Source organism: Bordetella petrii (genome assembly GCF_017356245.1).
Taxonomy (GTDB): Bacteria; Pseudomonadota; Gammaproteobacteria; order Burkholderiales; family Burkholderiaceae_B; genus Bordetella_A; species Bordetella_A petrii_D.
Window position 1 is genome coordinate 3,234,203 of record NZ_JAFMZZ010000001.1, and the last position, 20,908, is coordinate 3,255,110.

Genomic DNA, 20,908 nt, shown 5'->3' on the forward strand with positions numbered 1-20,908 from the left:
CAGGGCGGTTGGCGATTGGCATGATGTTTGCTTGATAGGAACCGGCGGCCAACGGCGGCTGCCGGCCGTTCCGCCCGCCGCTGCCTGACGCGCGGGCGACAAGCAAGACGAGAGACATCATGGAAAAGAAATTGAAGCTGGTGATGGTGGGCAACGGCATGGCCGGCGTGCGCACGCTGGAAGAATTGCTGAAGCTGGCGCCCGATCTGTACGAGATCACCGTGTTCGGCTCGGAGCCCTATCCCAACTACAACCGCATCCTGCTGTCGCCGGTGCTGACCGGCGAGCAGACCCTGCAGGACATCGTGCTCAATGATGTGGACTGGTACCGCTCGAATGGCATCGACCTGCGCATGAACTGCAAGGTGGCGCGCATCAACCGCGCGCGCCGCGTCGTGGTCGGCGAGGACGGCAGCGAAGTGCCATACGACCGCCTGCTGCTGGCCACCGGGTCGAACCCGTTCATCCTGCCCATTGCCGGCAACGACCTGGACGGCGTGGTGACTTTCCGCGACATCCGCGACGTGAACCTGATGATCGAGGCCGCCCGCACGCACAAGCGCGCGGTGGTGATCGGCGGCGGCCTGCTGGGGCTGGAAGCCGCCAGCGGCCTGGCCGCGCGCGGCATGGACGTGTCGGTGGTGCACCTGGGCTCGGGCCTGCTCGACCGCCAGCTCGACCCGCAGGCCGCGCTGCTGCTGCAGCGCAGCCTCGAGGCGCGCGGCCTGAAGTTCCTGATGCCGCGCCAGACCGAGGCGCTGCTGGGCAACGCGCAGGGCCGCGTGCGCGCGCTGCGCTTTGCCGGCGGCGAAGAGGTCGAGGCCGACCTGGTGGTGATGGCGGTGGGCATCCGGCCCAACACCGAACTGGCCGAAAGCTGCGGCCTGTACGTCAACCGCGGCGTGGTGGTCAGCGATACGCTGCAGACCTACGACCCGCTGATCTACGCCGTGGGCGAATGCGTCAGCCATCGCGGCACGGCCTACGGGCTGGTGGCGCCGCTGTTCGAGCAGGCCAAGGTGGCGGCCAATCACCTGGCCATGCACGGCATCGGCCGCTACGAAGGCAGCGTGACTTCGACCAAGCTGAAAGTGACCGGCATCGACGTGTTCTCGGCCGGCGAATTCCTGGGCGGGCAGGGCACCGAAGAAATCACCTTGGCCGATCCGGTGGGCGGCGTCTACAAGAAGCTGGTGCTGAAAGACGACAAGCTGGTGGGCGCCTGCCTGTATGGCGACACGGCCGACGGCGCCTGGTACTTCCGGCTGATCCGCGAAGGCAAGCGCATCGACGAGCTGCGCGACCAGCTGATGTTCGGCGAAAGCGCCATCGGCGGCGACACCGGCCACGCCGGCGAGAACCGCGCCATCGGCATGGCCGACAGCGCCGAAGTGTGCGGCTGCAATGGCGTGTGCAAGGGCACCATCGTCAAGGCCATCCGCGACAAGGGCCTGTTCACCGTCGACGAAATCAAGAAGCACACCAAGGCCGCCAGTTCGTGCGGGTCGTGCACGGGGCTGGTGGAGCAGATCCTGATCAACTGCGTGGGCGGCGCGGCCGACGTCAAGCCGAAGTCCGAGAAAGCCCTTTGCGGGTGCACCGACCTGACGCATGGCGAAGTGCGCAAGGCCATCCGCCAGCACCACCTGACCACCATCGCCGACGCCATGCATTTCATGGAATGGCGCACCCCCGATGGCTGCGCCACGTGCCGCCCGGCCCTGAACTACTACCTGCTGTCCACCTGGCCGGGCGAAGCGCGCGACGACGGCCAGTCGCGCCTGGCCAACGAGCGCATGCACGCCAACATCCAGAAAGACGGCACGTATTCGGTGGTGCCGCGCATGTGGGGCGGCGTGACCAACCCGTCGGAACTGCGCCGTATTGCCGACGTGGCCGACAAGTACGCCATTCCGCTGGTCAAGGTTACCGGCGGCCAGCGCATCGACTTGCTGGGCGTGAAGAAAGAAGACCTGCCCAAAGTGTGGGCCGACCTGGACATGCCGTCGGGGCATGCCTATGGCAAAAGCCTGCGCACGGTGAAGACCTGCGTGGGCAGCGAGTACTGCCGCTTCGGCACTCAGGATTCCACCGGCATGGGCATCGCCCTGGAAAAAGACCTGGTGGGCATGTGGAGCCCGCACAAGGTCAAGCTGGCGGTGTCGGGCTGCCCGCGCAACTGCGCCGAATCGGGCATCAAGGACGTGGGCATCATCGCCGTGGATTCGGGCTGGGAACTGTACGTGGGCGGCAACGGCGGCATCAAGACCGAAGTGGCGCAGTTCTTCGCCAAGGTCAAGACCGCCGAAGAAGTGCTGGAGTACAGCGGCGCGTTCCTGCAGCTGTACCGCGAAGAAGCCTTTTACCTGGAGCGCACGGTGCACTACCTGGCGCGCGTCGGCCTGGAGCACGCCAGGGCGCGCGTCGTCGAAGACGCCGCCAACCGCGCCGAGCTTTATGCGCGCCTGAAGTTCGCGCTGTCGTTCGAGGCCGACCCCTGGGAAGCGCGCCGCGAAACCGCGCCCGCCGCCCGTGAATTCCAATCCCTGACCGTGTGAGACCCCTTATGTCGCAAGCCGCTACCTGCCAATGGCGCAGCATCTGCCATATCGACGAGATTCCGCCGCTGGGCGCGCGCGTGGTGCAGCGTCCGGGCCAGGACAACGTGGCCGTATTCCGCACCGGCGACGACCAGGTCTACGCCGTGGTCGACCGCTGCCCGCACAAGGGCGGCCCGCTGTCGGCCGGGCTGGTGCACGGCCGCTCGGTGGCCTGCCCGCTGCACGGCTGGGTGATGGACCTGGCCAGCGGCCAGGCCCAGGCGCCCGATGAAGGCTGTGTGCAGACCCTGCCGGTAAAGGTGGACGACGGCGCGGTGTACCTGGGCCTTGCAGAGTGAAAGCCCGCCCCCGAAGCGCTGCGCTGGAACACACAGTAGCGTCGGTTTGCTGTTATTGCGGCACGGGTTGCGGCGTGCGGGTGACGGCGCGCGACGGACGCGTGGTGGCGGTGGCGGGCGACCCCGCCCATCCGTCCAACCAGGGCAGGCTGTGCAGCAAGGGGCTGGCGCTGGCCGATACCGTGCGCCACGATGCGGCGCGCGTGCTGCGGGCCGAATGGCGCCCCGAGCGCGGCCGCGAGCGCGCGCCGGTGGCGCTGGACGACGCCCTGGACCTGGCCGCCGGCCGGCTGGCCGCCGCCATCGGCATGCACGGGCCGGACGCCGTGGGCTTTTACCTGTCGGGCCAGCTGCTTACCGAAGACTACGCCGTCTTCAACAAGCTGGCGCGCGCGCTGGTGGGCACCAACAATATCGACACGAATTCGCGGCTGTGCATGTCCAGCGCGGTGTCGGGCTACAAGCTGACGCTGGGCGCCGACGCGCCGCCGGCCTGCTACGAAGACCTGGAACAGGCCGACACCGTGTTGATCGCCGGTTCCAACATGGCTTATGCGCATCCCGTGCTGTTCCGCCGGCTGGAAGCCGCCAAGGCGGCGCGCCCCGGCATGAAGATCGTGGTGGTGGACCCCCGCCGCACCGACACCGCCGCGCTGGCCGACCTGCACCTGCCGATTGCGCCCGGCACGGACGTGGCGCTGTTCCATGCCATGCTGAACGTCATGGTGTGGGAAGATCTGGTCGACCCGGCCTATATCGCGGCCCACACGGCCGGCTTCGCCGCCTTGAAGGCGCGCGTGCACGAATTCACGCCGCGCGCGGCGCAGGATGTCTGCGGCGTGCCGGCGGCCGACATCGTGCAGGCGGCGCGCTGGTTCGGCCAGGCGGGCGCCGCCCTGTCGCTGTACACCATGGGGCTGAACCAGTCCAGCAGCGGCACGGCCAAGAACGGCGCGCTGATCAACCTGCACCTGGCCACCGGCCAGATCGGCCGGCCCGGCGCCGGGCCGTTTTCGCTGACCGGCCAGCCCAACGCCATGGGCGGGCGCGAGGCCGGCGGCATGGCCACGCTGCTGCCCGGCCACCGCGACCCGGGCACGCCGGCGCATCGCCGGGAAGTGGCCGCGCTATGGGGGGTGGACAGCCTGCCCGCCGCGCCCGGCAAGCCGGCGCTGGAAATGTTCGACGCGGTGCTGGAAGGCCGCATCAAGGTGCTGTGGATCGCCGCCACCAACCCGGCCCAGTCGCTGCCCGAACAGGCGAAGGTGCGCGCCGCCCTGCAGAAAGCCGAATTCGTCATCGTGCAAGAAGCCTATGCCGGCACCGAGACTCTGGCCTATGCCGACCTGGTGCTGCCGGCGGCCACCTGGCCCGAAAAATCGGGCACCGCCACCAATTCCGAGCGCCGCATCAGCCGTGTGCGCGCGGCCATCGAGCCGCCCGGCGATGCCCGGCCCGACTGGCGACTGGCCGCCGCAGTGGCGCGGCGCCTGGCCCGGCTGGTGGCGCCCGAAAAAGCGGCCTTGTTCGACTACCCCGACGAAAGCGCCGTGTTCGCCGAACACGCGCGCATGACCGCCGGGCGCGACCTGGATTACAGCGCCGTGGATTATGTCCTGCTCGAGCGGGCGGGGCCCGTGCAATGGCCGTACCGCGGCGGCGCGGCCGCGCCGCGCCTGTACGCCGACGGGCGCTTCGCCACTGCCGACGGCCGCGCGCGCTTTTACGACACGGGCTACACGCCGGTGGCCGAGCCGGTCTCGGCGCCGTATCCGCTGCGCCTGACCACCGGCCGGCTGCGCGATCACTGGCACACGCTGGCGCGCACCGGCCTGGCCCCGGCGCTGACCCGCCATGTGGAAGAACCCTGGCTGTCGCTGCACCCGCTCGACCTGGAACGCCTGAAGCTGGCGCCGGGCGCCCTGGCGCGGGTGCGTTCGCGGCGCGGCGCCATCGTGCTGCCGGCGCGGCCCGACGACGCCCTCAAGCCCGGCCACGCCTTTCTGCCCATGCACTGGGGCAGTGCCTATATGGCCGGCCTGGGCGTGAATGCGCTGACCAATCCGTCGCGCGACCCGGTTTCGCGCCAGCCCGAGCTCAAGCACACCGCCGTGGCCGTGGCGCCGGCGCGCCTGCCATGGCAGGCCATGGGCTGGCTGGCCGGCGACGCGGCCCTGCTGCGCCAGCGCCTGGCGCCGTGGCTGCGGCGCTTCGAGTATGCGGCGCTGCTGCCCTGCGCGGCGGGCCCCGGCGTGCGGCTGCGCGTGGCGGCCGATTCGGCGCCGCCGCCGCATGTGGTGGACGCGTTGGCGCAGGCGCTGGGGCTGGAACACCCGGACGCGGCGTTCGACGATGCCTCGCGCGGCGTGCTGCGGCGCCTGAGCCTGGCCGACGGCGAGCCGGCCGCCTTTCTGCTGGCCGGCGATGTGCGCGCCCATGATGGCCTGCTGGCCTGGGCCGACGGAGGCCAGGCGCCGGCCAGCCTGGCCATGCTGCTGATGGGGCGCACCCAGGCGCCGCCCCGCGCCCGCACCGTGTGCGCCTGCGCCGGGGTCACCGAGCAGGCCATCCGGGCCGGCGCCGAAGCCGGCCTGGATGCCGAAGAGCTGAAGGCGCGCCTGGGCTGCGGGTCCGGCTGCGGCTCGTGCATGCCCGAAGTGCGCCGCCTGGCCGCGCTGCACGCGGCCTGAGGCGGCGGGGCGGGCGAAGGGTTATGGCTGCTTGATGACGGCCAGGAAGGCCGGGTCCTTGGCCAGCTCTTCGATGTTCAGGCGGATAGTGTCGTTGAGCGCGCCGAAGAAGTTGGCGAATTTGGCGGTGCGGCGCTTGATTTCCTTGGTGGCCTGGTATGCCGGCTTGCCGCTGGCCTTGTCCGTGGCCACATAGGCGATCCGCAGCGTCCAGTCCACCGAATAGCCGAGGTCGTCGATCAGGAATTCCTCGATGTCGCCGGTCAGCAGGGTAGGTTGCGCGGCGCCGTTGACCTTGACGCCCATGAAACGCAGTTCGGTGAACGTGGCATCGCGTATCAGATCCTTGATGTCTTTTTCCAGCAGGATGCTGCCCAGGGCCGTGTTGCGGATCTGGTTGGGCGCAATTTTGCTGGGCCGGTAGCTGCCCGGCATGCCGCCGCTGGCCTGCTGCGAGGTGGACAGGCCGGCGTTGGCATGGCGCTGCTCTGTGGGAGCCTGGGCCGGCGCGCCGGGGTCGGCCTTGTTCGGATCGTAGGTGAAGGCCCCGACCTCGACGGCGCCTTCGGCGCTCAGCACCGACGACGGCGAATAGGTGACGGGAATCGTGTTGGGCGTGTTTGCGCAGCCGGCCAGCATGGCCGTGCCCGCCAGGGCAATCCAGCAGAGGGTCCGGCGCAGCGGTGCGAAGAAGCGATATGACGGGAGCGGCATGGCCATGGATAAGTGAGGAAGGGAAGCGCGATTCTATACAAAATAAAACCAAATATTTATTTGTATATAGCCATGTATCGGTTGTTTCCGGCCGCTGCGCCGCTTGCTCCCAGGCCGGCCGCCAGCCGGTCAACCGGTGTAGTATCGAAAAACCATGCCCTGCGGCATGGTTTTTTTGAGCTTTCAGGAGTCCCGGGTGGCGGCACGCTTCTTTTCTTGTTTATTCCTGGCGGGCGCGGCCGGCTGGTCGGCCCAGGCGCTGGCCGGCGTGTGCGATGCGCGCTTCATGCACAACGGCGGGGCGGTGCAATTGACCGGTTCGGGCAACCTGAGCCTGGGCGCCGACCTGAGCTTCGCCGAGGTGGCCAAGACCGACTCGGCCAACTGCCGGGCGCGCGTACAGGGCACCGCCAGCTTCAGCTATGCCGGCCTGCCGGCCGGCAAATCCAAACTCGACTACTTGATGACCATCAAGAACGGCAAGGCCGAGTTCGTGCGTTATGCCAAGGCGGGTGAAAAACCCGAAAACCACGGGCAGTTCGACCTGCGCATGCTGGGGCTGTTTGCCTACGACGGCAAAATCTCGCAGGGCCAGCGCATGCCGGGCGCCGTCTACCGGCTGAACATCGGCAAGGATGCCCCGGTGGGCGGGCAGCCCACCACGGTGGTGCGCATCGGCGAAAAAACCGTGGGCGCGCAACAATCCATGGACACGGCGCTGGGCCGCCAGTCGTGCTGGCCGATCCACTACACGCGCAATACCGACCCCACCCTGGCCACTTTCCAGGGCATTACGCTGCCCATTCCGGGCATGAACACCACCGTCACCGACTGGTACTGCCCGGCGGTGAATCTGGTGATGCGCCAGGACATCGACCAGGCCGGGGTGAAGTCCGCGGTCGAGATTACGCAAATCAAGTAGCAGTCGGTAGCAGCAGCCCCGCGATTTTGCCCTGCGCCGCTGGTATGATGGATCTGTCACCGACACATCAACAGGAGCCTTCATGACCACCCGACGATCCGAGGAAGTCGCCAAAGAAAAACTCATCGACAGCGTCAAAAGCAGCCTGAACGATGCAGAAAACCTGTTGCGCGAAGCCGCCTCCAGTTCCGGCGACAAGGCCACCGAGCTGCGCGACCGCGCCATGGCCTCGCTCAAGCGCACCCGCGAGGCGCTGTACGACGCCCAGGATGCCGTGCTGGAACGCGGCCGCAAGGCGGCGCGCGCCACCGACGACTACGTGCACGACAATCCCTGGCAAGCCATCGGCATCGCGGGCGTGACCGGCCTGCTGCTGGGCCTGCTGATCTCTCGCCGCTAAGGGCGCGGGGCCGGCCGCCCGGCGGCCGGCCCGCTCTTGCCCATGGGCCTGCGCAGATCCGTATTCGGCGTGGCAGGCAGCCTGGTCGGGCTGCTGCGTACCCGCCTGGAATTGTTCGCCTTGGAAGCCGCCGAAGAAAAGGCGCGGCTGATCAAGTTGCTGGGCATGGCGTTTGCCGCCTTGCTGTTCCTGACCCTGGCCGTGCTGGTGTTCAGCGTCACCATTGCGGTGGCGTTCTGGCCCACCGAAGACCGCTACCTGGCCCTGGGCCTGCTGGCTGCCCTGTATGCCGTGATCGGCGTGGTGCTGCTGTTGCTGGTGCGGCGCGAACTGGTGTCCGGGCCCGCGCCGTTTTCGGCCACCTTCGAAGAGCTGGGCCGCGATGCCGACCTGCTCGGCAGCGTGCACGCCGCCCGGGCCGAACAAGACGCCCTGGCCGAGCGCCAGCGCGACGAGGGCTGAGCCATGGCCAACAAACCCTCAGCGGCGGTCGACCGCGCAGTGCGCATCGAACTGCTGCGCGCCCGCGCGGCCATCGAGCGCGAGTCGCTGGCGCACGACATCGCCTCGGCCAGCCGTTCGCTCGAACCGCGCAATCTGCTCAAGCGCTGGCTGCCCGGGCTGGCGCGCGGCAATCTGTCGAACCTGGTGTGGCAGGGCGTGTCGCTGGCGCGCCGCTATCCGTTCATCAGTTCCACCGTGTCGGCCCTGGTCATGGGGCGCGGCAAGCGGTCGCGGCTGCTGCGGCTGGCCGGCGGCGCGCTGCTGGGCTGGCAGGTGTTCAAGGCCTGGCGCGATACGCGCGACACCGATGCCGGCCCGCCGGCGCGCTGATCACAGCCCCAGCCCGCCCCATATTTCGTCCACCCGCCGCTTGACGGCCTCGTCCATGGCAATGGGGCGGCCCCATTCGCGGTCGGTTTCGCCGGGCCACTTGTTGGTGGCGTCCAGGCCCATCTTGCCGCCCAGGCCCGACACGGGCGAGGCGAAATCCAGGTAGTCGATGGGCGTGCGCTCCACCAGCACCGTGTCGCGCACCGGGTCCATGCGCGTGGTAATGGCCCACACCACTTCGGGCCAGTTGCGCGGGTCGATGTCTTCGTCCACCACCACGATGAACTTCGTATACATGAACTGGCGCAGCACACTCCACAGGCCGAACATCACGCGCTTGGCGTGGCCCGCGTATTGCTTGCGGATGGACACCACCGCCAGCCGGTAGCTGCAGCCTTCGGGCGGCAGGTAGAAATCCACGATCTCGGGCAGCTGCCGGCGCAGCAGCGGCACGAACACTTCATTGAGCGCCACGCCCAGCACGGCGGGCTCGTCGGGCGGTTTGCCGGTATAGGTGGTGTGGTACACCGGATCGCGCCGCATGGTGATGCGGTCCACCGTGAACACCGGAAACCAGTCCTGTTCGTTGTAGTAGCCGGTGTGGTCGCCGTAGGGGCCTTCCAGCGCCATTTCGTAGCCGGTGTCGGGCGGCGGCGGCGCGCCCTCGGGCACGGCCGGCGCCACGGCGCGCGGGTCGCCGGACGGCAGCAGGTGGCCTTCCAGCACGATCTCGGCCCAGGCCGGTACCGACAATTCGCTGCCCAGCGCCTGCCCGACTTCGGTGCGCGAGCCGCGCAGCAGGCCGGCGAACTGGTATTCGGACAGGCTGTCGGGCACCGGCGTGACGGCCCCCAGAATGGTGGCGGGGTCGGCGCCCAGCGCCACCGCCACCGGAAACGGCGTGCCCGGATGCGCGCGCGCGTGTTCGCGGAAGTCCAGCGCGCCGCCGCGGTGCGACAGCCAGCGCATGATCAGCTTGTTCGGCGCAATGGGCTGCTGGCGGTAGATGCCCAGGTTCTGCCGGCGCGCATTGGGGCCGCGCGTGACGACCAGGCCCCAGGTCAGCAGCGGCGCCACGTCGCCCGGCCAGCAGGTCTGGATGGGCAGGCGCGCCAGGTCGACATCGGCGCCTTCCCAGACGATTTCCTGGCAGGCCGGGCTGCGCACCCGCTTCGGCGCCATGTCCCACAGCGCCGATTTCAGCATGGCCACTTTGCCCAGCGCATCGCGCAGCCCGCGCGGCGCTTCGGGCTCGCGCAGCGAGGCCAGCAGCTCGCCCGTGTCGCGCAGCGCGCTGACGTCGTCGGCCCCCATGCCCCAGGCTACCCGCTGCGGCGTGCCGAACAGATTGGTCAGTACCGGCATGGCCGCCCGCGCGCCGTTGTGCGTGGCGTGCTCGAACAGCAGGGCGGGGCCCTGGGCGCGCAGCACGCGGTCGGACAGCTCGGTCATTTCCAGGTGTGTCGAGACAGGCGCGGTAATGCGCTTGAGCTGGCCGCGCAGCTCCAGTTGCTGCAAGAAGTCTCTAAGGTCGCGGTATTTCACTACAGATCCCGGTCAATTCGTTACATTTTTGGGGTTGAACAGAGGTTAACATCCAGACCTTCTTTTCCACGCAGGAGGTCTCCATGCCCGATGCGTCAGTGGCAGGCCTGTTCCGTCAGACCGCCCAAGGAGTGCACCACCATCTTGCCGAATGGCTGCGCATCTGCTGTACCTACCTGGGTATCGCGGTGATCGTCACGGTAAGCATGGGCTTCGCCATGCCTGGTTTGCGCGACCAGGCCCTGCAGGTGCACAAAGCCTTGTTGACCGCCTTAGCGCCTACATCTGTGTCTTCCGGTCCGTTTGCCGACTCGGGATACGACCCCGCCTATGACACCCCTTCCGCGGTAGCCATGGCGATTCCGGCTGCGCCGTCCAGTAATGCCACCGGCTTCCTGGGCCCGCTGCGCAGCGACCTGCCGCCCGCCCCGCCCAGGAAAAAGGCGCGCAGCACCGTATCCGGGCCGCAGATCGAGGCGCTGCGCAACTATATCTCGCGCAAGTACCGCGTGGCTTATGACGCGACCGCCGTGCTCGTGAACACGGTGTACAAAGTCGCGCGCGAAAAAGAGCTGGATCCGCTGCTGCTGCTGGCGGTGATTGCCATTGAATCGCGCTACAACCCGTTCGCCGAAAGCTCGGTGGGCGCGCAGGGCCTGATGCAGGTCATGACGCGCGTGCACCAGGACAAGTTCGACAAGCTGGGCGACGGCATGAACAATCCGCTGGATCCGATCGCCAATATCCGCGTCGGCACCACCATCCTGCGCGACTGCATCGACCGCCGCGGCTCGATCGACGGCGGCCTGGCCTGCTACGTGGGGGCCACCGGCCCCAGCGACGGCGGGTACGGGGCGAAAGTGCAGGCCGAGAGGCGGCGACTGGCGTTGGCGGCTGGGATCGCGTTGGCGCGAGAGTGATTCGCGGGGTGTTGCAGTTCATTCTTCTGGCGTCGAATCCGGCTTGCCGCGCCGCTGGGGCGAATCGAGTCCTTAAGTGCTTGGCCGCGACCTTTTGAGAAGAAAAAATCGTACGGAGCCGGCCATCCACGCCGCCCTGCGCGGCGCGGATGGCCATTCGGCCGATGGCACGCGTATGCCGGGTACTGCAGGTGTCTATTCCAGGTGTCTGGCTCCCGTCAGGGTGCCAGACACCGTGGAACGGAGACAGTCGTTGCACGTAGCGGTGTCAGGCACCTGCGGAGCCTGACACCTGGGCGAATTACCGAACCACGCATGCTGCCGAGCGAATGGCTGTTCAAGCCGCGCTGGGCGGCTTGAACAGCCGGCCCTGCAAGATTTTTTTCCTTTCCAGGGGCGCGGCCAAGCATTCAAGAACTCAGCCGGTCCCGGCGATGCCGGATATTGCATCCATCGCGAGCCGGCGTGGCGTGGCGTGAGTGCCGCGGCGCCTCGGAGCCGGACCCGGGCGCGCGGGGCGCCCGGACGGCTTCGTGAAGCCAAGGCGCTCACGCCACGCCGGCGCCAGAAGAAAGACCAGAGCAACAACCCCCCCTCCGTTCTACAGCACCGCCCCCATCCTCCGCACCGCTTCTTCAAGCCGATCCAGCCCCGTCGCATACGACACCCGCAGTGTGTGGTGGCCGTGCGCGGGGCCGAAGTCCAGGCCGGGGACGGCGGCGACGCCGGCTTCGTGCAGCAGGCGGTGCGACAGCGTGGCGCTGTCCATGCCCAGCGCGGCGATGTCGGCGTAGATGTAGAACGCGCCGTCCGGCCTGACCGGCACATGCAGCCCCAGGCGCTCGAACTCGGGCAGCAGGTAGTCGCGGCGCTGTTTGAAGGCGTCGCGGCGGTGTTCGTAGATTTTCAGCGTGTCGGGCGCGAAGCAGGCCAGCGCGGCATGCTGCGCCAGGGTGGGGGCGCAGATGGCCAGGCTGGCCGCCATTTTCTCGATGAGGCCGGCCAGCCGCTGCGGCACGATCATCCAGCCCAGCCGCCAGCCGGTCATGTGGAAGTATTTGGAAAAACTGTTGATGACGATGATGTCGTCGTCCAGCGTCAGGGCCGAGCGCGGCTGGCCTTCGTAGCTCAGGCCCAGGTAGATTTCGTCGACGATGGCGAAGCCCTGGCGTTCGCGCACCGCGTGCAGCAGCGCGGCCAGTTCGTCGCGCGCGATGGACGTGCCGGTGGGATTGCTGGGCGAAGCCACCAGCACGCCGCGGGTGGCGTCGGTCCAGTGGTCGCGCACGTCTTGCGCCGACAGCTGGAAGCGCTGCGCGGCGCTGCTTGGAATCAGGCGCGGGCGGCCGCCGGCGGCCAGGATGAAATTGCTGTTGGCCGGATAGGATGGGTCGGGCATCAGCACTTCGGCGCCGGGGTCGACCAGCGCCGCGCAGGCCAGCGACAGCGCGCCCGAGGCCCCGGCGGTAACGATGACCCGCGCCGGATCGACGGCGGCGCCGAATTCGGTTGCGTAGAATCTGGCGATGGCCTCGCGCAGCCCGGCCAGGCCGGCCGGGGCGCTGTAGCCGCTGAGCCCGGCCTGCGCGGCGCGTTCCAGTGCTTCCACCACCTGTGGGGGCGCGGTAAAGTCCGGTTCGCCGATGCCCAGGCTGATGATGTCCCGGCCCGCCGCCTGCAGCGCCTGCGCTTCTTTGAAGAGTTCGACGACGTGGAAGGTCAGGAAGTCCTGGGCGCGTGAGGCAAGGCGCGGCATGATGGTTCTCGAAACGAAAAAGGAATTGTAGATGCAGCCATCGCGGCGCGCATTTTTGTTCGGCCGGCGCCTGCCCCGCACGCCGTGGGACACCTTCCGGCAGCGCCTGGAGCGCGCGGCGCAGGGCCAGGTCCACGAGCTCGAAGCCGGCCCGCCGGGCCGCGCCCGCCTGGTGCCGGCGCGCGCCGAAGACGTGCGGCATGCGCGCGCCCTGTGCGTGGAGTACGGCGTGGCCCTGCTGCTGGACGGCATGGACCAAACCAACGACGAGCTGGCCGGCCGCCCGGTGCTGCAGGTCGACCCGTCCGGCCTGGCCGGCCTGGAGCCCGGCCCCCAGCCGCGCCAGTGGCTGGCCGGGCCCGGCTGCCCGGTGGGAGCGCTGGCCGAGGTGGGGCTGGAACAATTCCGCGATGCGCCGGCCGCCATCACGCTGGCGGCCTGGCTGGCCGGCCCCCACGCCTGGCCGCCGGGCGCCACGGCCGCCAGCGGGGTGCTGGGGGCCGACGTGCTGCTGTGCGACGGCACGGCCGAGACCCTGGGGCCTTTCGGCCAGGGCGACCTGCGCCCGCTGCGCTCGGCCACCGTGCAGCGGCTGGTGCCGGCGCTGTTCCAGGTGTCGGCCTCGGCCGATGCCGCCGCCTGCCGCGCGCACGCAGACTGGCCGTGCCGATACCGGCTGGATGCATTGCTGCCGGCCGCGCCGGCCGACGTGAATCTGGCGCAACTGCTGCTGGGCCACGGCGGCACGCTGGCGTGGGTGGAACAGGTGCTGATCGGCCCCGGCGCGCCGCCGCCGGCCGCGCCCGCCGCGCCGCCGCCGGCAGAACTGGCCGGCCCGGCGCGCCGGATTGAGGTGCGCGTGAAAGACGCCTTCGATCCGCTCGACCTGTATGCGCCCTGAGGCAGCCGCCCAGGCGTCAGGCTGCGCAAGGCGCCTGGCACCGCAGTGTGCCCTGGCTGTCTCAGTCGTACGGTGTCCGGCACCCTGCGGGAGCCAGACACCCGCGGCCCTGCGGGCGCCGGCCGGCCAGCGCGCCGCAACACCTTGATCGCTCAATTGTTTCGCCGGCCTGCCGCGTGGCGGACTGTAAGTAAGGCCGGAGTAAGATAGGCGCCTCGCTAAGCTAGAATCCGCACTTTCGTGTACCTACCCGAGTAGCCAAGCCCTTATGGATGCCAACCTTCGCAAAGCCGCGCTTGAATATCACGAGTCCGGCCGTCCCGGCAAAATCTCTGTCACGCCGACCAAGCAGCTGTCCAATCAGCGCGACCTGGCGCTGGCCTACTCGCCGGGCGTGGCCGCGGCCTGCGAAGAGATCGTCAACGACCCGGGCAATGCGGTGCGCTACACCGCGCGCGGCAACCTGGTGGGGGTGATCACCAACGGCACCGCCGTGCTGGGCCTGGGCAACATCGGCGCGCTGGCCTCCAAGCCGGTCATGGAAGGCAAGGCCGTGCTGTTCAAGAAGTTCGCCGGCCTGGACGTGTTCGACATCGAGATCAACGAAACCGATCCCGACAAGCTGGTCGAGATCATCGCCGGCCTGGAAGCCACCTTCGGCGGCATCAACCTCGAAGACATCAAGGCGCCCGAGTGCTTCATCGTCGAGCGCAAGCTGCGCGAGCGCATGAAGATCCCGGTGTTTCACGACGACCAGCACGGCACTGCCATCTGCGTGTCGGCCGCCTTCATCAACGGCCTGAAAGTGGTGGGCAAGTCGCTCGACCAGATCAAGGTGGTGACCTCGGGCGCGGGCGCCGCGGCGCTGGCCTGCCTGGACCTGATCGTCGACCTGGGCGTGCCGGTGGAAAACATCTGGGTCACCGACATCGAGGGCGTGGTGTACGAGGGCCGCACCGTGCTGATGGACCCCGACAAGGCGCGCTTCGCCCAGAAAACCGACAAGCGCACCCTGGCCCAGGTCATCGAAGGCGCCGACGTGTTCCTGGGGCTGTCGGCCGGCGGCGTGCTCAAGCCCGAAATGGTGGCGTCGATGGCGGCCCGTCCGGTCATCCTGGCGCTGGCCAACCCCAATCCCGAAATCCTGCCCGAAGACGCGCATGCCGTGCGCGACGACGTGGTCATGGCCACCGGCCGTTCCGATTACCCGAACCAGGTCAACAACGTCCTGTGCTTCCCGTACATTTTCCGCGGCGCGCTCGACGTGGGCGCCACCACCATTACCCGCGAAATGGAAATGGCGGCGGTCCACGCCATTGCCAAGCTGGCCCAGGAAGAGCAGAACGAAGTCGTGGCCGCGGCCTATGGCACGTATGACATCAGCTTCGGCCCCGAATACCTGATTCCCAAGCCGTTCGACCCGCGCCTGATCACCCGCATCGCGCCGGCGGTGGCCAAGGCCGCCATGGACGGCGGCGTGGCGACCCGGCCGCTGGCCGACCTGCAGGCCTATACCGAGCAGCTGCAGCAGTTCGTGTACCACTCGGGCGCGTTCATGAAGCCGCTGTTCACCGCCGCCAAGACGTTCGTGCGCGACGGCGGCAAGGCCCGCGTGGTGTTCACCGAAGGCGAAGACGAGCGCGTGTTGCGCGCCGTGCAGGTGGTGGTCGACGAAGGCCTGGCCAAGCCCATCCTGGTGGGTCGTCCGGCCGTGCTGGCGGCCCGCATCGAAAAATACGGCCTGCGCCTGCGCCTGGGCCAGGATGTCGAGGTCACCAACCCCGAATACGACGAGCGCTTCCACCGCTACTGGACCACGTACTGGGAAATGATGTGCCGGCGCGGCATCACCAAGGAAATGGCGCGCGTGGAAATGCGCCGCCGCCTGACCCTGATCGGCGCCATGATGGTGCACCTGGGCGACGCCGACGGCATGATCTGCGGCACCGTCAGTTCGTACGCCGAGCACCTGCGCTTCGTCGACCAGGTCATCGGCCAGCGGCCCGGCTCGAAGGTGTACGCCGCGATGAACGTGCTGCTGCTCGACGAGCGCATGGTGGCGCTGGTCGACACCCACGTCAACGACGCCCCCACCGCCGAGCAGATCGCCGAATTCACCATTGCCGCCGCCGAAGAAATGACGCGCCTGAACCTGGTGCCCAAGGTGGCGCTGCTGTCGCGCTCGAATTTCGGCACCGGCAGCTCGTCGTCCGGCGCCAAGATGCGCGAGGCGCTCGAACTGGTGCGCGCCGCCGCGCCCCAGCTGGAAATCGACGGCGAAATGCACGGCGATTGCGCGCTCGATGAAGGGCTGCGCATGCGCATCCTGCCGTCGTCCACCCTGAAAGGCGAGGCCAACCTGCTGGTCTGCCCCAATGTCGACTCGGGCAACATCGCCTACAACCTGCTCAAGACCGCCGCCGGCGGCAATGTGGCGGTAGGTCCGTTCCTGCTGGGCGCCAATGCGCCGGTGCACATCCTGACGTCCAGCTCCACTGTCCGCCGCATCGTCAACATGACCGCCCTGGTCGTCGTCGATGCCAACGTCCCCAGGTAGCGTCCCGCCCGCTACCGGACAGGCCGGCCCGGTGACCGGGCTGGTCCTTACCGGCGGCGGCGCGCGCGCCGCCTACCAGGTGGGCGTGCTGGGCGCCGTTTTCCAGATACTGGACCCGGCCGAGCGGCCGGGCTTCCGCAATCCTTTTCCCATCATCTGCGGCACCTCGGCCGGCGCCATCAACGCCGCGGCTCTGGCCTGCCGCGCCGACCGCCCGCACCTGGCCGCGCGGCGCATCCGCCGCCTGTGGGAATCGCTGGGCACCGACATGGTGTACCGGGCCGACGCGCCCGGGCTGATCAAGACCGGGGTGCGCTGGCTGGGCCTGCTGGCGCTGGGCTGGATGTTCTCGGGGCTGGCGCGCAAGCGGCCCCAGTCGCTGCTGGACAACCGCCCGCTGGCCGACCTGCTGACCCGCGTGCTCGATTTCAAGCACCTGCAGGCCAACCTGCAGCGCGGCGAGCTGTCGTCGCTGGCCATTACCGCCTCGGGCTTCACCAGCGGCGAGCACCTGACGTTCTATCAGTCCAACCACAGCATCGAGCCGTGGCGCCGCTCGCTGCGGCGCGCCGTGCCGGCCCGCATCGGCGTCCAGCACCTGATGGCGTCGTCGTCGATCCCGTTCGTGTTTCCCGCCCAGGCGGTGGATGTGCATGGCCAGACGGAGTGGTGCGGCGACGGCTCGATGCGCCAGCTGGCACCTATCAGCCCGGCCATCCACCTGGGCGCCGACCGGGTGCTCGTCATCGGCACCGGCTACCGCGACGACACCCACCCCGAAAAACGCGAGCAGCAACCGCCGTACCCGTCGCTGGCGCAAGTGGGCGGGCATGTGCTGTCCAGTATCTTCCTGGACGGCCTGTCGATGGACGTGGAGCGCCTGGAACGCATCAACGAACTGGTCAGCCACGCCACCTACGATCCGGCCAACGGCACGGGTGTCCGGCGGGTGAACGTTCTGACATTGACCCCCAGCCAGTCGCTGGATTTGCTGGCGCTCGACTATCTGCAAGAAATGCCTCTCGAGGCCCGTACCCTTTTTCGCGTACTCGGTGTATCGTCCGACCCAGACCGTTCGGGTGGCGGCGCGCTGATGTCATATCTGCTGTTCGAAAGCGCTTACACGCGGCGATTGATCGAACTAGGTTATGCCGATACGATGCGGCGTATCGAAGAAGTGGTTGGCTTTTTCAAGGAGGGCCAGGCATGACGCGAAATGGCCAGTCTACGCTGCAGCGCCAATTGAACCGGGGCGGCGCGATCGAACACGACGGCTTGCAGAAAGAAGCTGTAGTCGAGGCAGCGCACGAGCTCGGGCTGGCGTTGCTGGTGGCCGATTGCGACCGGGCGCGCAGCCGTTCGGCCGTGCTGCGCGCCATTGCCAAGGCAGTGGATTTTCCCGAATATTTCGGCGGCAATCTCGACGCCCTTTACGATTGCCTGTGCGACACCGTGCTCGACCAGAAAACCGGCGTGGTGCTGTGGCTGTACAAGCTGCATTCGGGCGACCCGGCCCTGGAAGAAGACGCCGCCCAGATCGAAACCGTGTGCGCCGACGCCGCCGAATTCGCGCGCGAAAACGGCCGCGTGTTTTCCTTCGTGATCGAGCACGCCGGCAAGCACCCCGACCCCGAACCCGGCGTCGCCGCCGCGCCCTACGGCGAAGGCTAGCCTCAGGTGTCTGACTCCCGCAAGGGTGTCAGACACCTGCAAATTTCAAACCGGGGCGTCTGCCCGCAACAGTGTCAGGCACCTTCGGAGCCTGACACCTGGCAACACTTCCCGGCGCACTTTCTTCACCATCCCAGCAAGGCCGTTGCCGCGGCCATCAACGCCAGCCCCGCGGTTTCGGTACGCAGCACCCGCGGCCCGTAGCGCACCGCCTGCACGCCGTGCCGGGCGGCCAAGGCCAGTTCGGCGTCCGACCAGCCCCCTTCGGGCCCCACCAGCAGACTGAGCTGCCGCAGGCCGGGCTGCGCCGCCAGCGCCTCGCCCAGGCTGGGCCCGGCTTCCGGGTGGCACAGCAGCCGCAGCCCGTCGGCCGGCTGTTCCAGCCAGGCGCCCAGGGCGGCCGGCGCGTCTACCGCCATCAGGCGGTTGCGGCCGCATTGTTCCGACGCGGCCTGCGCAATGCGCGACCAGTGCGCCACGCGTTTTTCCAGGCGCGCGCCGGCCAGCTGCAGCACGCTGCGCTGCGCCGCGATCGGGCTGACCCGGCTGGCGCCCAGTTCGACGGCTTTTTCCACCACCCAGTCCATCTTGTCGCCCGACGGCAGGCCCTGCACCAGAATGATGCGTCCGGCCAGTTCTGCGTCGCGCGGATCGAAGAGGCCCAATTGGGCCCAGGCGTCTTTGCCGTCGATTTCGAGCGTGGCTGGGTACTCGCCGCCGGCGCCGTTGAACAGCACGATGGCGGCGCCCGCGCGCAGGCGCAATACACGCACGGCGTGGTGGGCCAGGGCCGCGGGCAGGGGCAGGCGGGCGCCGGGAGACAGCGGGATGTCGCAGAAAAAGCGCGGCAGGGGCATGGCGGGCAGGCAGGGCGCGGCAAGGCGCCGGGAACCGGTCAAGCGCGTAGCCTACCATCCGGCCGGCGGCCCGGGGGCCGCCCCGGCCATGGCGCGAGCCGGACATGGCCCGGATGCTAAAATCATGAGCTTCGCAACCCCTCTTAACTGGCCCCGTTTTCGGGCCGCCAGCGCCTACGAGCCATTTCCGCATGAGCCAATCCACCGCCCAACTCCCAGCCCTGGCGGATGCCATCCGCGTCCTTGCAATGGACGCCGTCCAACAAGCCAACTCGGGGCACCCCGGCGCGCCGATGGGCATGGCGGAAATCGCCCAGGCTCTGTGGCTGGGCCACCTGCGGCATAACCCGGCCGATCCGGCATGGGCCAACCGCGACCGCTTCGTGCTGTCCAACGGGCATGGCTCGATGCTGATCTACGCGCTGCTGCACCTCAGCGGCTACGACCTGCCCATCGAAGAACTCAAGCAGTTCCGCCAGCTGCATTCGCGCACCCCCGGCCACCCCGAAGTCGGCATCACCCCTGGCGTCGAGACCACCACCGGCCCGCTGGGCCAGGGCCTGGCCAACGCGGTCGGCATGGCGCTGGCCGAGGCGCTGCTGGCGGCCGAATTCAACAAGCCCGGCCTGCCCATCGTCGACCACCACACCTACGCCTTCACCGGCGACGGCTGCCTGATGGAAGGCATCTCGCACGAAGCCTGCTCGCTGGCCGGCACGCTCAAGCTGTCCAAGCTGGTGGTGCTGTACGACGACAACGGCATTTCCATCGACGGCCACGTCGAGCACTGGTTCGGCGAAGACACCGCCACCCGTTTCGAAGGCTACGGCTGGAACGTCATTCGCGGCGTCGACGGCCACGACGTGGCGGCGGTCGACGCGGCCATCGCCCAGGCGCGCGCGCAGTCCGACAAGCCCACCCTCATCGTGTGCCGCACCATCATCGGCAAGGGTTCGCCCGCCATGGCCGGCACCCACAACGTGCACGGCGCTCCGCTGGGCGCCGAAGAAGTCGCCGCCACGCGCGTGGCGCTGGGCTGGACGGGCGCGCCGTTCGAAATTCCGCAGGCCGTGCGCGAAGGCTGGGATGCCCGCCAGGCGGGCGCCCAGGCCCAGGCGGCCTGGCAGGCCGGCTTCGACGCCTACGCCGCCAAGTACCCGGCCGAAGCCGCCGAATTCACGCGCCGCATGAAAGGCGAGCTGCCGGCCGATTTCGCCGAGCAGCTGCAGGCCTTCATCCAGGCCACCGATCAAAAAGCCGAAACCGTCGCCACCCGCAAGGCTTCGCAGTTCGCCATCACGGCGCTGGCCGCGCTGCTGCCCGAGCTGCTGGGCGGCTCGGCCGACCTTACCGGCTCGAACTACACCGACTGGAAGGGCGTGGCGCCAGTGCGCGCCGGCGAACAGGGCATCCAGTTCGGCCGCCACATCAACTACGGCGTGCGCGAATTCGGCATGGCCGCCATCATGAACGGCATTGCGCTGCACGGCGGCTACCTGCCGTTCGGCGGCACCTTCCTGACGTTCTCCGACTACTCCCGCAACGCCATCCGCATGGCGGCGCTGATGAAACAGCGTGTGGTGCACGTTTTCACGCACGATTCCATCGGCCTGGGCGAAGACGGCCCCACCCACCAGTCCATCGAGCACGCCGCCAGCCTGCGGCTGATTCCCAACCTGTCGGTCTGGCGTCCCTGCGACACCGCCGAAACCGCGGCGGCCTGGGGCGCGGCCGTGTCGCGCCCCACCAGCATCGGCATGGACGTGCACGACGGCGGCCCCACCGCGCTGCTGCTGTCGCGCCAGAACCTGCCGTTCGTGCCGCGCGACGCCGCCACCCTGAAAGCGATTGTCCGCGGTGGTTACGTTCTGCGAGACGCCGAAGGCGCCCGCGCCGTTATCATCGCCACGGGTTCCGAAGTCGCCATCGCGCTGGCCGCGCAAGAACAGCTGGCCGGGCAGGGCATCGCCGTGCGGGTGGTGTCCATGCCCAGCACCGACGTGTTCGACCGCCAGGATGCCGACTGGAAGCGCGCCGTGCTGCCGCGCGGCCTGCCGCGCGTGGCCGTCGAGGCGGGCACCACCGGGCTGTGGCACAAGTACGTGGGGCTGGACGGCGCCGTGGTCGGCATCGACCGCTATGGCGAATCCGCGCCCGCCGGGGCCTTGTTCAAGTTCTTCGGTCTGACCGCCGACAAGGTGGCCGAGGCCGTCAAGCAAGTTTTGTAAAAGGAGCTCTAGTC

At 68.7% G+C, this 20,908-nt stretch carries 17 protein-coding genes; 13 read left to right on the forward strand and 4 right to left on the reverse strand.

What is annotated here, in order from left to right; translation table 11 throughout:
* Positions 1–119 precede the first annotated feature (119 nt).
* Genes nirB through J2P76_RS15520 form a run of 3 tightly spaced genes read left to right on the forward strand, consistent with a single transcriptional unit; the run spans position 120 to position 5,589 of the window.
* A complete protein-coding gene (gene nirB, locus J2P76_RS15510) occupies positions 120–2,558 on the forward strand; it encodes a nitrite reductase large subunit NirB (protein WP_207408580.1) in 2,439 nt (812 codons plus the stop codon).
* Positions 2,559–2,566: 8 nt separating this feature from the next.
* On the forward strand, positions 2,567–2,899 hold the full coding sequence (gene nirD / locus J2P76_RS15515) for a nitrite reductase small subunit NirD (protein ID WP_207408581.1): 333 nt from the start codon (positions 2,567–2,569) through the stop codon (positions 2,897–2,899).
* On the forward strand, positions 2,896–5,589 hold the full coding sequence (locus tag J2P76_RS15520) for a molybdopterin-dependent oxidoreductase (RefSeq protein WP_431603401.1): 2,694 nt from the start codon (positions 2,896–2,898) through the stop codon (positions 5,587–5,589). The genes nirD and J2P76_RS15520 overlap by 4 nt, the downstream gene beginning before the upstream one ends.
* Before the next feature lie 21 nt (positions 5,590–5,610).
* Here the strand turns inward: J2P76_RS15520 and J2P76_RS15525 are convergent, their stop codons facing one another.
* Positions 5,611–6,309, reverse strand: coding sequence for a hypothetical protein (locus J2P76_RS15525; RefSeq protein WP_242697381.1), 699 nt, complete (start codon positions 6,307–6,309; stop codon positions 5,611–5,613).
* Positions 6,310–6,499: 190 nt separating this feature from the next.
* Here J2P76_RS15525 and J2P76_RS15530 point away from each other — a divergent pair, with 190 nt between their 5' ends.
* The 4 genes from J2P76_RS15530 (at position 6,500) to J2P76_RS15545 (ending at position 8,459) form a co-directional block, all read left to right on the forward strand.
* Positions 6,500–7,225 (forward strand): hypothetical protein, encoded by a 726-nt coding sequence (locus J2P76_RS15530; RefSeq protein ID WP_431603402.1) that lies wholly within the window; start codon positions 6,500–6,502, stop codon positions 7,223–7,225.
* 82 nt (positions 7,226–7,307) lie between these two features.
* Positions 7,308–7,625 (forward strand): DUF883 family protein, encoded by a 318-nt coding sequence (locus J2P76_RS15535; RefSeq protein ID WP_207408582.1) that lies wholly within the window; start codon positions 7,308–7,310, stop codon positions 7,623–7,625.
* A gap of 42 nt (positions 7,626–7,667) precedes the next feature.
* Positions 7,668–8,087: a phage holin family protein gene (locus J2P76_RS15540; RefSeq protein WP_207408583.1), complete on the forward strand. Its 420-nt coding sequence runs from the start codon at positions 7,668–7,670 to the stop codon at positions 8,085–8,087.
* Between the two features lie 3 nt (positions 8,088–8,090).
* A complete protein-coding gene (locus J2P76_RS15545) occupies positions 8,091–8,459 on the forward strand; it encodes a hypothetical protein (RefSeq protein ID WP_207408584.1) in 369 nt (122 codons plus the stop codon).
* On the opposite strand, the gene J2P76_RS15550 is transcribed toward J2P76_RS15545, so the two are convergent.
* Positions 8,460–10,004, reverse strand: coding sequence for a UbiD family decarboxylase (locus J2P76_RS15550; RefSeq protein WP_207408585.1), 1,545 nt, complete (start codon positions 10,002–10,004; stop codon positions 8,460–8,462).
* A gap of 83 nt (positions 10,005–10,087) precedes the next feature.
* Here J2P76_RS15550 and J2P76_RS15555 point away from each other — a divergent pair, with 83 nt between their 5' ends.
* Positions 10,088–10,924: a lytic transglycosylase domain-containing protein gene (locus J2P76_RS15555; protein ID WP_207408586.1), complete on the forward strand. Its 837-nt coding sequence runs from the start codon at positions 10,088–10,090 to the stop codon at positions 10,922–10,924.
* A 601-nt stretch (positions 10,925–11,525) separates the two neighbouring features.
* Here the strand turns inward: J2P76_RS15555 and J2P76_RS15560 are convergent.
* A complete protein-coding gene (locus J2P76_RS15560; RefSeq protein ID WP_207408587.1) occupies positions 11,526–12,680 on the reverse strand; it encodes a pyridoxal phosphate-dependent aminotransferase in 1,155 nt (384 codons plus the stop codon).
* A gap of 31 nt (positions 12,681–12,711) precedes the next feature.
* On the opposite strand from J2P76_RS15560, the gene J2P76_RS15565 reads away from it, so the two are divergent.
* The 4 genes from J2P76_RS15565 to J2P76_RS15580 all read left to right on the forward strand — a co-directional run bounded on the left by J2P76_RS15565 (position 12,712) and on the right by J2P76_RS15580 (position 17,809).
* Positions 12,712–13,581, forward strand: a complete 870-nt coding sequence (locus tag J2P76_RS15565) for a hypothetical protein (protein WP_207408588.1) — start codon at positions 12,712–12,714, stop codon at positions 13,579–13,581.
* A 268-nt stretch (positions 13,582–13,849) separates the two neighbouring features.
* Positions 13,850–16,138 (forward strand): NADP-dependent malic enzyme, encoded by a 2,289-nt coding sequence (locus tag J2P76_RS15570; protein ID WP_207408589.1) that lies wholly within the window; start codon positions 13,850–13,852, stop codon positions 16,136–16,138.
* Positions 16,119–17,348, forward strand: coding sequence for a patatin-like phospholipase family protein (locus J2P76_RS15575; protein ID WP_207408590.1), 1,230 nt, complete (start codon positions 16,119–16,121; stop codon positions 17,346–17,348). Before J2P76_RS15570 ends, J2P76_RS15575 begins: the two co-directional genes overlap by 20 nt.
* On the forward strand, positions 17,345–17,809 hold the full coding sequence (locus tag J2P76_RS15580; protein ID WP_207408591.1) for a barstar family protein: 465 nt from the start codon (positions 17,345–17,347) through the stop codon (positions 17,807–17,809). Before J2P76_RS15575 ends, J2P76_RS15580 begins: the two co-directional genes overlap by 4 nt.
* A gap of 125 nt (positions 17,810–17,934) precedes the next feature.
* Here the strand turns inward: J2P76_RS15580 and J2P76_RS15585 are convergent, their stop codons facing one another.
* Complete coding sequence (locus J2P76_RS15585; protein WP_207409229.1) at positions 17,935–18,666, reverse strand: 16S rRNA (uracil(1498)-N(3))-methyltransferase; 732 nt, start codon at positions 18,664–18,666, stop codon at positions 17,935–17,937.
* A 191-nt stretch (positions 18,667–18,857) separates the two neighbouring features.
* Between J2P76_RS15585 and tkt the strand changes: the two genes are divergently transcribed.
* On the forward strand, positions 18,858–20,894 hold the full coding sequence (gene tkt, locus J2P76_RS15590) for a transketolase (protein ID WP_207408592.1): 2,037 nt from the start codon (positions 18,858–18,860) through the stop codon (positions 20,892–20,894).
* Positions 20,895–20,908: the final 14 nt, after the last annotated feature.

What these genes read in the sequence shown, in the direction of transcription:
- J2P76_RS15565 (WP_207408588.1), top strand. Translation starts at nt 12,712, where the DNA reads ATGCAGCCATCGCGGCGCGCATTTTTGTTCGGCCGGCGCCTGCCCCGC.
- J2P76_RS15570 (WP_207408589.1), top strand. Translation starts at nt 13,850, where the DNA reads ATGGATGCCAACCTTCGCAAAGCCGCGCTTGAATATCACGAGTCCGGC.
- J2P76_RS15540 (WP_207408583.1), top strand. Translation starts at nt 7,668, where the DNA reads ATGGGCCTGCGCAGATCCGTATTCGGCGTGGCAGGCAGCCTGGTCGGG.
- J2P76_RS15525 (WP_242697381.1), bottom strand. Translation starts at nt 6,309, where the DNA reads ATGGCCATGCCGCTCCCGTCATATCGCTTCTTCGCACCGCTGCGCCGG.
- tkt (WP_207408592.1), top strand. Translation starts at nt 18,858, where the DNA reads ATGAGCCAATCCACCGCCCAACTCCCAGCCCTGGCGGATGCCATCCGC.
- J2P76_RS15575 (WP_207408590.1), top strand. Translation starts at nt 16,119, where the DNA reads ATGCCAACGTCCCCAGGTAGCGTCCCGCCCGCTACCGGACAGGCCGGC.
- J2P76_RS15545 (WP_207408584.1), top strand. Translation starts at nt 8,091, where the DNA reads ATGGCCAACAAACCCTCAGCGGCGGTCGACCGCGCAGTGCGCATCGAA.
- nirB (WP_207408580.1), top strand. Translation starts at nt 120, where the DNA reads ATGGAAAAGAAATTGAAGCTGGTGATGGTGGGCAACGGCATGGCCGGC.
- nirD (WP_207408581.1), top strand. Translation starts at nt 2,567, where the DNA reads ATGTCGCAAGCCGCTACCTGCCAATGGCGCAGCATCTGCCATATCGAC.
- J2P76_RS15585 (WP_207409229.1), bottom strand. Translation starts at nt 18,666, where the DNA reads ATGCCCCTGCCGCGCTTTTTCTGCGACATCCCGCTGTCTCCCGGCGCC.
- J2P76_RS15580 (WP_207408591.1), top strand. Translation starts at nt 17,345, where the DNA reads ATGACGCGAAATGGCCAGTCTACGCTGCAGCGCCAATTGAACCGGGGC.
- J2P76_RS15555 (WP_207408586.1), top strand. Translation starts at nt 10,088, where the DNA reads ATGCCCGATGCGTCAGTGGCAGGCCTGTTCCGTCAGACCGCCCAAGGA.
- J2P76_RS15535 (WP_207408582.1), top strand. Translation starts at nt 7,308, where the DNA reads ATGACCACCCGACGATCCGAGGAAGTCGCCAAAGAAAAACTCATCGAC.
- J2P76_RS15560 (WP_207408587.1), bottom strand. Translation starts at nt 12,680, where the DNA reads ATGCCGCGCCTTGCCTCACGCGCCCAGGACTTCCTGACCTTCCACGTC.